Annotated in this window: 11 protein-coding genes and 1 CRISPR repeat array; of the genes, 7 read left to right on the top strand and 4 right to left on the bottom strand. The window is 50.2% G+C overall.

The window, feature by feature from the left end; translation table 11 throughout:
- Positions 1 to 184: 184 nt before the first annotated feature.
- A CRISPR array of direct repeats spans positions 185 to 579; the repeat unit is 29 nt; unit sequence CGGTTTATCCCCGCTGGCGCGGGGAACAC.
- A 296-nt stretch (positions 580 to 875) separates the two neighbouring features.
- The 4 genes from queE to mazG all read right to left on the bottom strand — a co-directional run bounded on the left by queE (position 876) and on the right by mazG (position 5729).
- On the bottom strand, positions 876 to 1547 hold the full coding sequence (gene queE, locus ACLJRU_RS09955; RefSeq protein WP_001540812.1) for a 7-carboxy-7-deazaguanine synthase QueE: 672 nt from the start codon (positions 1545 to 1547) through the stop codon (positions 876 to 878).
- A 135-nt stretch (positions 1548 to 1682) separates the two neighbouring features.
- Positions 1683 to 2981: a phosphopyruvate hydratase gene (eno, locus tag ACLJRU_RS09950; RefSeq protein ID WP_000036734.1), complete on the bottom strand. Its 1299-nt coding sequence runs from the start codon at positions 2979 to 2981 to the stop codon at positions 1683 to 1685.
- Between the two features lie 82 nt (positions 2982 to 3063).
- Complete coding sequence (gene pyrG, locus ACLJRU_RS09945) at positions 3064 to 4701, bottom strand: glutamine hydrolyzing CTP synthase (protein ID WP_000210863.1); 1638 nt, start codon at positions 4699 to 4701, stop codon at positions 3064 to 3066.
- Positions 4702 to 4928: 227 nt separating this feature from the next.
- Positions 4929 to 5729, bottom strand: a complete 801-nt coding sequence (gene mazG, locus ACLJRU_RS09940; RefSeq protein ID WP_000210451.1) for a nucleoside triphosphate pyrophosphohydrolase — start codon at positions 5727 to 5729, stop codon at positions 4929 to 4931.
- Between the two features lie 607 nt (positions 5730 to 6336).
- Here mazG and ACLJRU_RS09935 point away from each other — a divergent pair.
- The 7 genes from ACLJRU_RS09935 (at position 6337) to ACLJRU_RS09905 (ending at position 12912) form a co-directional block, all read left to right on the top strand.
- On the top strand, positions 6337 to 6924 hold the full coding sequence (locus tag ACLJRU_RS09935) for a fimbrial protein (protein WP_000842512.1): 588 nt from the start codon (positions 6337 to 6339) through the stop codon (positions 6922 to 6924).
- A gap of 82 nt (positions 6925 to 7006) precedes the next feature.
- Positions 7007 to 9703, top strand: coding sequence for a fimbrial biogenesis outer membrane usher protein (locus ACLJRU_RS09930; RefSeq protein WP_071841894.1), 2697 nt, complete (start codon positions 7007 to 7009; stop codon positions 9701 to 9703).
- 12 nt (positions 9704 to 9715) lie between these two features.
- On the top strand, positions 9716 to 10489 hold the full coding sequence (locus ACLJRU_RS09925; protein ID WP_001044459.1) for a fimbria/pilus periplasmic chaperone: 774 nt from the start codon (positions 9716 to 9718) through the stop codon (positions 10487 to 10489).
- Between the two features lie 19 nt (positions 10490 to 10508).
- Positions 10509 to 11015, top strand: coding sequence for a fimbrial protein (locus tag ACLJRU_RS09920; protein ID WP_023235211.1), 507 nt, complete (start codon positions 10509 to 10511; stop codon positions 11013 to 11015).
- Positions 11016 to 11029: 14 nt separating this feature from the next.
- Entirely contained in the window at positions 11030 to 11500 is a 471-nt protein-coding gene (locus ACLJRU_RS09915) for a fimbrial protein (protein ID WP_000832396.1), read from the top strand.
- Positions 11497 to 12033 carry a fimbrial protein gene (locus tag ACLJRU_RS09910; RefSeq protein WP_001079644.1) on the top strand — a complete coding sequence of 179 codons (537 nt, stop codon included), beginning with the start codon at positions 11497 to 11499 and terminating at the stop codon, positions 12031 to 12033. The genes ACLJRU_RS09915 and ACLJRU_RS09910 overlap by 4 nt, the downstream gene beginning before the upstream one ends.
- Before the next feature lie 54 nt (positions 12034 to 12087).
- Entirely contained in the window at positions 12088 to 12912 is an 825-nt protein-coding gene (locus tag ACLJRU_RS09905) for a hypothetical protein (RefSeq protein ID WP_001540817.1), read from the top strand.
- Positions 12913 to 12915 lie beyond the last annotated feature (3 nt).

Genomic DNA, 12915 nt, shown 5'->3' with positions numbered 1-12915 from the left:
TGAAATACAAAACGCCCGATGATGTTCATCAGGCGTTTTACAGACAAAAAACTGTCAACCTATATCAGGACTAGTCAACAGGTTTGTAGCAGCCATTACTGGTACACAGATTATGATTATGCAACGGCTATCCTTGTTGGCGCGGGGAACACGGCTACACGCAAAAATTCCAGTCGTTGGCGCACGGTTTATCCCCGCTGGCGCGGGGAACACGGCTTTGGCTTCTTCACTCATATTTATTTGACCGGTTTATCCCCGCTAGCGCGGGGAACACACCCGATGACGACAGCAGCTATATCTCCAGTGCGGTTTATCCCCGCTAGCGCGGGGAACACCTCAGCAGGCTGGAGGAGATGATCAAAAATGGCGGTTTATCCCCGCTGGCGCGGGGAACACTATGCCGCCCCGGCGTACAGCGACAGGCGGGCCGGTTTATCCCCGCTGGTGCGGGGAACACGGCCGTCTGCATTGAGCGCAGTTTTAACGCGTCGGTTTATCCCCGCTGGCGCGGGGAACACTGCGCCACGCCTATACCATCCGAGTTTTGAGCCGGTTTATCCCCGCTGGCGCGGGGAACACACTAAACGTATGTCATTGTTTATAAACTACTTTTTATCAGCACCACATTCTACCAACATAATCGCAACAATTTAAATTATTAAAGAACAGCTAATTTGCTGATTTTGATGCAAAAAAGTTCATAGAATGATTTTTTCTTTAAATTTACCAAAATAGCGTGATCCGTGCATCGCTATGGAAAAATTTATCAGCGCTTTTATACACTCATCGAAATTCACATAGAGAAAATAAACAATGCAAGGTAATGGATGAGTCACAGACGGCATCGGCAGGCCGTCTGTAAGATTAGTAATGCATCAGGCAATATTTAAATATTTATGCGTTTGCATAGACAGCCGCCAGTTACGTGCAATACACGTTTCAATACACAGACGCGTCGCGTCTTCTTTCTGGCTAATGGGCTGCAAAGCAATCACGCGCGGTTTATCATCGCTCAACGTGGCTAACAGTTCACCCAGCGCCTCAATATCACGAACTCGCCCAACGGGATGCTTGATTTCATTGGCGCGCTCCAGCGCCTGGGAAAGCACGTCATATCCCCCGCGCATATTCACTTTTGGTGAAACCGTGACCCAGGTGTTAGGCGTACAGCGCACTTCGTGCGTCCCGCTGGTCTCAATCTGACAACTAAAACCACTCTTTTCAAGCAGATCGGTGAGCGGCATGAGGTCGTGAATACAGGGTTCTCCACCGGTGATGACAACGTGACGCGCGGTATAGCCCTGACGATTAATTACTGCCAGCAAGTCTTCACTGCTCGCAGCACCCCATTTGTCGCTCTCTTTGGTTTTTGCCAGAATGCTGAACAGAGACACTTCCCGATCGCTCAGTTTATCCCAGGTGTGTTTGGTATCGCACCAGGCACAGCCGACCGGACATCCCTGTAAACGAATAAAAATAGCGGGGACGCCGGTAAAATAACCCTCGCCTTGTAGGGTCTGGAACATCTCGTTAATCGGGTACTGCATAGCGTTCTCTATTAAGGGGATAATCGTTAATTATTGCAGATTTCGTCTGCCCGGTCATGCACAGCGGCTGCGCTATTGAACAGATACAAAAAAACCCGCCGAAGCGGGTTTTTACATTAAGAGGTAAAAGCAAGATTACGCCTGGCCTTTGATCTCTTTACGACCGTTGTACGGTGCTTTTTCGCCCAGAGCTTCTTCGATACGAATCAGCTGGTTGTATTTAGCAACACGGTCAGAACGGCTCATAGAACCGGTTTTGATCTGGCCTGCAGCGGTACCAACAGCCAGGTCAGCGATGGTAGCATCTTCAGTTTCGCCAGAACGGTGAGAGATGACAGCAGTGTAGCCAGCGTCTTTCGCCATCTTGATTGCAGCCAGAGTTTCGGTCAGAGAACCGATCTGGTTGAATTTGATCAGGATGGAGTTAGCGATGCCTTTCTCGATGCCTTCTTTCAGGATTTTGGTGTTGGTTACGAACAGGTCGTCACCAACCAGCTGGATTTTGTCGCCCAGTACTTTGGTCTGGTATGCAAAACCGTCCCAGTCAGACTCGTCCAGACCATCTTCGATGGAAACGATCGGGTACTGTTTGGTCAGTTCTTCCAGGAAGTGGGTGAATTCTTCGGAGGTGAACGCTTTGTTGCCTTCGCCAGCCAGAACGTATTTACCGTCTTTGTAGAATTCAGATGCTGCACAGTCCATCGCCAAGGTGATGTCTTTACCCAGCTCGTAACCAGCCGCTTTAACCGCTTCAGCGATAACAGCCAGCGCTTCTGCGTTGGAACCCAGGTTCGGCGCATAGCCGCCTTCGTCACCCACAGCGGTATTCATGCCTTTGCCTTTCAGCACTTTTGCCAGGTGATGGAAAACTTCAGAACCCATACGGATGGCTTCTTTAACCGTTTTCGCGCCAACCGGCTGGATCATGAATTCCTGGATGTCGACGTTGTTGTCAGCGTGCTCGCCGCCGTTGATGATGTTCATCATCGGAACCGGCATGGAGTATTTGCCCGGCGTGCCGTTCAGTTCAGCAATGTGCTCGTACAGCGGCATACCTTTAGCGGCAGCAGCAGCTTTGGCGTTAGCCAGAGAGACAGCCAGAATGGCGTTTGCACCGAAGTTAGATTTGTTTTCAGTACCGTCCAGGTCGATCATGATTTTGTCGATGCCAGCCTGGTCTTTAGCGTCTTTGCCAAGAATAGCCTGAGCGATCGGGCCGTTAACCGCGCCAACAGCTTTGGTTACGCCTTTACCCAGGAAACGGGATTTGTCGCCATCGCGCAGTTCCAGCGCTTCGCGGGAACCAGTAGAAGCACCTGACGGAGCCGCCGCCATACCTACGAAACCACCTTCCAGGTGTACTTCAGCTTCAACAGTCGGGTTACCACGGGAGTCGATGATTTCACGACCGATGACTTTAACGATTTTGGACATTAGGTTTTCCTCAAGTCACTAGTTAAACTAAAACTTCAGACAAACGGTGCACCGCTGAGGGTGCACCGCCGTTCTAACTTTTTTACTTCGCCTGACGTTTCTGATGCTCGTTGGCGGCTTTAACAAAGCCAGCGAACAACGGATGTCCATCACGCGGCGTGGAAGTAAATTCCGGATGGAACTGACAGGCCACGAACCACGGATGATTCGGTACCTCAATGATCTCGACTAACTGATCATCACCGGAACGGCCTGCGACACGCAGACCCGCTGCTTCAATTTGTTTCAACAACATATTGTTGACTTCGTAACGATGGCGATGACGTTCAACAATCGTCGACGCGCCGTACAACTGACGTACCAGACTGTCATCGCTAAGCTGGCACTGCTGCGCGCCCAGGCGCATGGTGCCGCCCAGATCGCTTTTCTCGCTACGGACTTCAACGTTACCGTCTTCATCGCGCCACTCGGTAATTAACGCCACAACCGGGTACTTACAGTCTGGCACAAATTCCGTTGAGTTGGCGTTGTCCATGCCGGCCACGTTACGAGCGAACTCAATCAACGCAACCTGCATCCCCAGGCAAATGCCCAGATAAGGAATATTGTTTTCACGCGCATAGCGCGCAGTGGCGATTTTACCTTCAACGCCACGATAGCCGAAGCCGCCGGGGATCAGGATAGCGTCCAAATCTTTCAGAATTTCGACGCCGCGCGTTTCAACATCTTGCGAATCGATCAATTTGATGTTGACGGTAACGCGGTTTTTCAGACCACCGTGTTTCAGCGCTTCGATCACCGACTTATAGGCATCCGGCAGTTCAATATATTTGCCGACCATGCCGATAGTCACTTCGCCTGCCGGGTTCGCTTCTTCGTAAATGACCTGTTCCCATTCAGACAGGTTAGCTTCCGGACAGTTCAAGCTGAATCGTTTACAAATATAATCATCAAGCCCCTGAGATTTCAACAGGCCTGGAATTTTATAAATGGAATCGACATCTTTCATTGAAATAACGGCTTTTTCCGGCACATTACAGAACAATGCAATTTTTGCACGCTCGTTGGCAGGAACCGCACGGTCGGAACGACAAATCAGAATATCGGGCTGAATACCGATAGACAGCAGCTCTTTCACGGAGTGCTGAGTCGGTTTAGTTTTCACTTCGCCCGCAGCCGCCAGGTAAGGTACCAGCGTCAGGTGCATAAACAGCGCGTGTTCACGACCGATATCTACCGCCAATTGACGAATCGCCTCAAGAAACGGCAGCGATTCGATATCACCGACGGTACCGCCGATTTCCACCAGTACCACATCGTGGCCTTCGCCGCCTTCCAGCACGCGCTCTTTAATCGCGTTAGTGATGTGAGGGATTACCTGTACGGTTGCGCCCAGATAGTCGCCACGGCGTTCTTTACGCAGAACGTCGGAGTAGATGCGGCCAGTCGTGAAGTTGTTGCGGCGAGACATCTTGGTGCGGATGAAACGCTCGTAGTGCCCCAGGTCCAGGTCGGTTTCAGCGCCGTCTTCAGTAACGAACACTTCCCCGTGTTGGATTGGGCTCATAGTACCCGGATCGACGTTGATGTACGGATCCAGTTTCATGATGGTCACGTTGAGACCACGGGCTTCCAGAATGGCTGCGAGGGAGGCTGCGGCAATGCCTTTACCCAGAGAGGATACGACCCCGCCGGTCACAAAAATATAGTTCGTTGTCATGCGGAACCTGAGAAGTTAGGTTTAAAAGACGATGGAATAACCAGGACGGGAAAGCAGTATACCCGAACATGACCTACGCCACAAACTTTCATTATTCCTCCTCTTCGTCAGGCTGACATTCACACAGGGAGGGAGAAAATAGCCCCTTTGAGGTAAATGTTTTTGACGTAAATCAAGCGCTTGTTATTTAAAAAATCACACAAATCGCTCTTGACCGCCTAAAACCTTTAGAGATCAATTTCCTGGCGTTTTACTTCCTGCCAAACTTCTTCCATTGTTTCCAGGTCTACCCCGGTCATTTCCAAGCCTCTGGCTGCGACAATACGTTCAACTTCGCGAAAACGACGTTCAAATTTATCGTTCGCTTTTTGCAAAGCGAGCTCCGCTTTCGTACCTAAATGACGCGCCATGTTGACCGTGGCAAAGAGCAAATCGCCCATTTCCTCTTCCAGTTTAGCCTGATCAACAACCGCCTGCCGCGCCTCGAACATCACCTCATCGATCTCTTCATAGACCTTATCGACGACCGGTCCCAGCGTCGTCCAGTCAAAGCCCACGTTTGAACACCGTTTCTGGATTTTTTGCGCGCGCATTAAGGCCGGTAAGCTGCGCGGAATATCGTCCAGCGCGGAATGCTGCGCTTTTTGCGCGCGCTCTTCCGTTTTGATTTGCTCCCAGCGAACTAATGCTTCTTCGCTATTATCCGCGGAAAGCTCGCCAAAAACATGCGGATGGCGGCGCTCCAGCTTGTCGCTGATGGCAGCGCAAATATCATTAAAATCGAAGCGGCCTTCTTCCTGCGCCATCTGCGCGTAAAACACCACCTGGAACAACAGGTCGCCCAGTTCGCCGCGCAAATCGTCAAAATCCTCACGCGCAATCGCATCCAGTACTTCATAGGTTTCTTCCAGCGTATAAGGCGCGATGCTGGCGAAGGTCTGCTCTTTATCCCACGGGCAGCCGTTTTCCGGGTCACGCAGGCGCTGCATGAGGGTGAGAAGACGGTCAATTTGATGGTTAGTTGTCATGGTTTTTAATCGGTTGTAAATACTAGCGACAATTGTAACGTATTATTCTTAACCATTCACGCACAGAGACACTACGGCAACGCCTATATAATAAAATATATTGTTAACAGGTGTTGAATACTACCTTTCCCGTATAACTTTAAAATTATTAATCGATACACAACAATATAATAATCATATAACTAATTTATTAAAAAAAACAGATATTTGCACCAGGCATTATAAATAACATCAATTAAGTAAAAAAATTATGCAAACACTATAAGCACCCCACCCAAAGAGCCTTCCCTTTCAAAAAAAATAAATTATTTCACTTTTACGCAAAAACGAGTAGCATGCACGCCAGTTTAATATTCAAAAAAGACCACTTTTTTTGTTTTTTTCTGGAACATACATGAAATAAATATATTGAAAGTATTACATATAATATTCTATGAGCAGGTACGATTATTCAGCTCATAAGAATATACTCATAAAAATGTAGAAATATAATATTTTTATTATGACCTATTTTTACCCAAAGCCCGCAGCATGGCTCTATGCCGCATATCCCTTGGTATACGCGTACAAAATGTTGCCATAAAACACGTTAATTAAGGATAACACGATGAAGTCATCTCATTTTTGTAAACTGGCAGTAACTGCATCTTTAGTTATGGGAATTGTCTCCGGCGCTCAAGCCGCGGGTAGCAACACAGCGAAGGTCACTTTCCTTGGTAATATTGTTGACTCCCCCTGCTCCGTCACATTGGATACGGAAGATCAAACAGTCAATATGGGTTCAAGTATCGGTAATGGCACGCTGAGTAATGGTAAAACGACCATCAACAATGCCCGTACCTTTCATATCGATCTTGAGGGTTGTACCTGGGCTACCGAGAAAAATATGAATGTGGTATTCACTACAGGTAGTGGAACCACAGCGGCTACAGGCGCCACGGATAATCTCGCGCTGATGAAGACTGACGGCACCGGCGCTATTAGCAATGTAAGCCTGGCAATCGGCGATGCTGGCAAAAACAATATCAAACTGGGCGATACCTATACACAGGCCATTGCGGACCTGGACGGAGATACCATTCTTGATGAGAAGCAAAGCCTGAATTTCACCGCCTGGCTGGTTGGCGCAGCAACCGGCACCGTAGGCACAGGTGAATTCAGCAGCGCCGCCAACGTCACTATCTCTTACCTGTAATTCAGTTAACAGAGTCACGACGATAATACCCTGCCGCTTTAGGTAGGGTACTCCTGTTGAGTTTTATTGCGGAATATATTTGATGAATAACACATGGAAAAGTGTTCTTTGCCCAATAGCGTGCGGAGTGGGAATGCTTCTAAGCGTCTCCCCTTATAGCGCGTCAGGCAAAGACATCGAATTTAATACCGATTTCCTCGATGTAAAAAATCGCGATAACGTTAACATTGCACAGTTTTCTCGTAAGGGTTTTATTCTGCCAGGCGTCTACCTCTTACAAATTAAAATTAACGGACAGACTCTGCCGCAGGAATTTCCTGTTAACTGGGTTATACCAGAACATGATCCACAAGGAAGTGAGGTTTGCGCAGAACCAGAATTAGTTACGCAATTGGGTATAAAACCGGAACTCGCGGAAAAACTCGTCTGGATAACGCACGGTGAACGACAATGTCTGGCGCCAGATTCACTGAAGGGCATGGATTTTCAGGCCGACCTGGGACACTCCACGCTGCTGGTGAATTTACCCCAGGCGTATATGGAATACAGCGATGTCGACTGGGACCCACCCGCCCGCTGGGATAATGGTATTCCCGGCATCATTCTGGATTACAACATTAATAATCAGCTCCGCCACGATCAAGAAAGCGGCAGCGAAGAGCAAAGCATCAGCGGCAACGGGACGTTAGGCGCGAACCTGGGCGCATGGCGACTGCGGGCCGACTGGCAGGCCAGCTACGACCATCGTGACGATGACGAGAACACTTCCACCCTCCACGATCAGAGCTGGAGCCGCTACTACGCCTATCGCGCACTACCGACGCTCGGGGCCAAACTTACGCTGGGCGAAAGCTATCTCCAGTCCGATGTTTTCGACAGCTTTAACTATATCGGTGCCAGCGTCGTTTCTGACGATCAGATGCTGCCGCCGAAACTGCGCGGCTATGCGCCGGAGATCGTGGGCATTGCGCGCTCTAATGCCAAAGTCAAAGTCTCCTGGCAGGGGCGCGTACTGTATGAAACGCAGGTGCCCGCAGGACCGTTCCGTATTCAGGATCTCAACCAGTCCGTTTCCGGTACGTTGCACGTCACCGTGGAAGAGCAGAACGGTCAGACCCAGGAGTTTGACGTTAACACCGCATCGGTTCCCTTCCTGACGCGCCCCGGCATGGTGCGCTACAAGATGGCGCTGGGCCGCCCGCAGGACTGGGATCATCACCCCATTACCGGCACATTCGCCTCGGCGGAAGCTTCGTGGGGGGTCACCAACGGCTGGTCGCTCTATGGCGGCGCAATTGGAGAAAGCAACTATCAGGCCGTGGCGCTGGGAAGCGGTAAGGATCTTGGCGTGGTGGGCGCGGTGGCAGTCGACATTACGCACTCCATCGCCCACATGCCGCAAGACGACGGGTTTGACGGCGAAACGCTGCAGGGTAACTCATATCGCATCAGCTACTCCCGTGACTTTGATGAAATCGACAGCCGACTAACCTTTGCCGGATACCGCTTCTCAGAAAAGAACTTTATGAGCATGAGCGACTATCTGGATGCGAAAACCTATCATCATCTCAATGCCGGTCACGAAAAAGAACGCTATACGGTCACCTATAACCAGAACTTCCGTGAACAAGGCATGAGCGCCTATTTCAGCTACTCACGCAGTACCTTCTGGGACAGCCCGGATCAGAGTAACTATAACCTGTCTCTTTCCTGGTACTTCGACTTAGGGTCGATAAAAAATCTCAGTGCGTCGCTGAACGGCTATCGCAGCGAATATAACGGTGATAAAGATGATGGCGTTTATATCTCGCTGTCTGTTCCCTGGGGCAATGATTCCATCAGCTACAACGGTACGTTTAACGGTAGTCAACACCGTAATCAGCTCGGCTATTCCGGCCACAGCCAGAACGGCGATAACTGGAAGCTTCACGTCGGGCAGGATGAACAAGGCGCACAGGCAGACGGTTATTACAGCCATCAGGGCGCGCTGACGGACATCGATCTAAGCGCGGATTATGAAGAAGGATCGTACCGTTCGCTGGGCATGTCGCTGCGCGGCGGCATGACGCTGACCACCCAGGGCGGCGCGCTACACCGGGGAAGTTTAGCGGGCAGCACACGTTTGCTGGTTGATACCGACGGCATTGCGGACGTCCCCGTTAGCGGTAACGACTCGCCAACCTCAACCAACATTTTCGGCAAGGCCGTGATTGCGGATGTCGGAAGCTATTCGCGCAGCCTGGCGCGTATCGATCTGAACAAATTGCCGGAGAAGGCGGAAGCTACTAAGTCGGTTGTGCAGATCACGCTCACCGAAGGCGCCATCGGCTACCGTCACTTTGACGTGGTCAGCGGCGAGAAAATGATGGCGGTTTTCCGGCTGGCAGACGGCGACTTCCCACCGTTCGGCGCCGAAGTGAAAAACGAGCGCCAGCAGCAGTTGGGCCTGGTGGCCAATGACGGCAACGCCTGGCTGGCGGGCGTAAAAGCCGGGGAAACATTGAAAGTCTTCTGGGATGGCGCGGCGCAGTGTGAAGCATCACTCCCGCCCACGTTTACACCGGAGCTATTGGCCAACGCGCTATTGCTGCCGTGCAAAATTCTGGAAGGTCAGCCCCCCACCGCACCGCAGAAAAGTTCTCCGCTGCCTGCGCAACCGCTGATCCAGGAACATACGCAAACCGATGGCCAACCGGCCGCGCCGGTGGCGACAACCACTCAAACCCCGCCCATACCGCTGGCTGACAACCATGCGGTGAATCGCAAGGATATGGAATAAAGGGAACCTGTAATGAACAAGACCAACCATTTTAAGCGCCAGGCGCTTATCGCTTCGGTATTACTGGCTGCGCCGCTGGTATCGCACAGCGCGATTGTGCCGGATCGTACCCGCGTTATTTTTAACGGCAATGAAAATTCAATCACCGTCACGCTGAAAAACGGCAACGCCACTCTGCCCTACCTCGCACAGGCGTGGCTGGAAGACGATAAGTTCGCCAAAGATACCCGCTATTTTACCGCCCTGCCGCCGCTGCAGCGTATTGAGCCAAAATCCGACGGGCAGGTTAAAGTCCAGCCGTTACCAGCCGCGGCTAGCCTACCGCAGGACCGGGAAAGTCTGTTTTATTTCAACGTGCGGGAAATTCCGCCGAAAAGCGATAAGCCCAATACGCTCCAGCTGGCGCTGCAAACGCGTATTAAGTTTTTCTACCGCCCGGTAGCCGTAGCCCGGCAGGTGGATAAGACGCACCCGTGGCAAACGAAGCTCACGCTGACCTACCAGGGCGATGGTGTGATCTTCGACAACCCCACACCGTTTTACCTCGTCATCAGCAATGCCGGTAGCAAAGAGAACGAAACCGCCTCCGGCTTTAAAAACCTGCTGATTGCCCCGCGTGAAAAAGTGACCTCTCCCATCAAAGGTGCCTCGCTCGGCAGCTCGCCGGTGGTGGGCTACGTCGATGATTACGGCGGCCATCGCCTGCTGGTTTTTACCTGCTCAGGGAATACCTGCAAGGTCAATGAGGAAAAAACCCGTGACGCTGAGAAGAAAGCGAATAAGTAATCCTGTGCGAAAGAGATCCATGACGATGTTGACTCGCTGGAAAATACTGGTGCTGCTGTGCGGTGGATTCGTTACCGGCACCGAGGCTGCCGGCACAAAAATCGTGCAACTGGAGCTGCATCTGGTCGTCACTCAACCACCGCCCTGTACGATAGGCGGCGCTTCCGTAGAGTTTGGCGATGTCCTGACCACCAAAGTTGGCGATGCTTCTCAAACGAAACCTGTGGGCTACAGCCTGAACTGCGATGGCAGAGCGAGCGACTATCTGAAGCTACAAATTCAGGGGACCACTACCACCATCAGCGGGGAGCAGGTTCTGCAAACTTCGGTTCAGGGGTTAGGCATCCGTATTCAGCAGGCGGGCAATAAGCAACTGGTTCCGGTTGGCATAACGGATTGGCTGAACTTCACCCTGAGCGGCAGCAATGGGCCGGAGCTGGAAGCCGTACCGGTTAAAGAGCCCACCACGCAGTTAGCGGGGGGCGATTTTAACGCCAGTGCGACGTTAGTCGTGGATTACCAGTGATGGAGAGATTCATAGTGAAAAGGGTGCTTATCCTGACGCTTTTAATCACCCAGTTTGCCTGCGCCGACAATTTGACCTTTCACGGCAAACTGATAAACCCGCCCGCCTGTACTATCAATAATGGTGAAACGCTGGAGGTCAGTTTTGGTAGCGTGATTATTGATAATATTGACGGCGTCAATTACCTGACCGAGATCCCGTGGACCCTTACCTGCGACAGCAGCTTTCGCGATGACGCATTAACTTTTACGTTGAGCTATCTGGGCACGGCGACGCCTTACTCCGCAAATGCCTTAACCACCAATGTCCCTGAGCTGGGCATTGAACTTCAGCAGAACGGCACGGTGTTTCCTCCCGGCACGTCGCTAACCATCGATGAATCATCGCTTCCCACACTAAAAGCCGTGCCGGTAAAACAGCCAGGTAAAGAGCCTGCCGAAGGCGATTTTGAGGCTTTTGCCACGTTACAGGTGGATTACCAATGAACCGTATTTTTCAAACTGCCGGGCATTTGATCGGAGGCGTAATGTTATGGGCGGTTTGCAATACGCTACCTGCCGCCACGCCTAATGTGCACTACAGCGGTAAGCTGGTTGCCGGCGCCTGTAACCTTGTAGTGGATAATGACACGATGGCGACGGTGGATTTTCATACTATTGGCAGTGACAATTTCGACGCCAGCGGGCAAACGACTCCTGTTCCATTCACACTTAGCCTCCAGGATTGCAAAACAGCGCTAGCCAACGGCGTGCTGGTGACCTTTCAGGGCATTGAAGACAGTACCCTGCCCGGACTGCTGGCGCTGGAGCCCTCGTCGGAGGCCAGTGGTTTTGCGATTGGCGTGGAAATGGCTGCACAGCAACCAGTGAGTATCAATGCAACAGTGGGTACAGCTTTTGTGCTGAAAGAAGGGATTACCACCATCAACTTGCAGGCCAGGCTGCAAAAATACGCTGGTGAAGAGGTTATGCCGGGGGAATTTTCGGGTAGCGCAACAGTGAGTTTTGAATATCAGTAACTTCTCAAGTTATATACTCATTTCTAATATTTTATTTAAATAATGGAAATTTAAATGAATCAAAAAGTATTATTTTTTCTAAGTATAATTGCATATCCTGGGATAACTCAGGCCATTAACCAAAATGTAATGATTGAACCATTAGTAATACGTGACTCAACAAATTATTTAGTACTACCTCAGGCTCAACAGGCTGAATTCTCACAATGCAAAAGCTGGCCGCATGATAGCACTGTTATTCCAGCAAAATATGAGGCAACCCTGCTTAATGGAGGTCTCATATCTATGTTTATTGGTGGCATAACAGTTAATTTATATACAACAGCAGATGTCAAAGTTAATACAGATGCCCAGTGTACATTACTCAATGGTAATTTTCCTGGTTATTACGGCATAACATGCTTTGTTACTGGTTATGACACAGACAAAGCTGTACCTGTAAGGACAGATAATGGCATGTCAATTATCGAAAGTAAATTATATGCTACAGGAACAATGAGATATATAACAGAGATCCCGATGGATGGCAGTGGCTTTCAGGGTATGGCGATTGGTGGTGCAGTAGTAATTAATACAGGCGCAATAACACCAACCCCTAATACGGGTGTTATTTCTAACATAACAATGCCACCACTATATGATCCCGGGTTTATTTTTACGGTACCTGGATGCGGTCAATACAAATATCATTCTGGGACAGGTTCTGTTTTTACGAATAACAATTCAACTTATACGGTTGCATCGCCGATTGGTTTCATAACTGCGTCTTTGGATAAGAACTCCGTGTTAAATTATAATGAACTTCATTATAACGATAAGGCAGAAAATATAGAACTAGGGAAAATTTATTTGATGTATAAGGAGAAAAATGTCACGTGAGGT

Origin of the sequence: Salmonella sp. SAL00653, from assembly GCF_046552515.1 — a bacterium.
Lineage (GTDB): Bacteria > Pseudomonadota > Gammaproteobacteria > Enterobacterales > Enterobacteriaceae > Salmonella > Salmonella enterica.
Note: the sequence above shows the minus strand (reverse complement) of the source record. Positions and strands in the feature narration are given on the sequence as shown.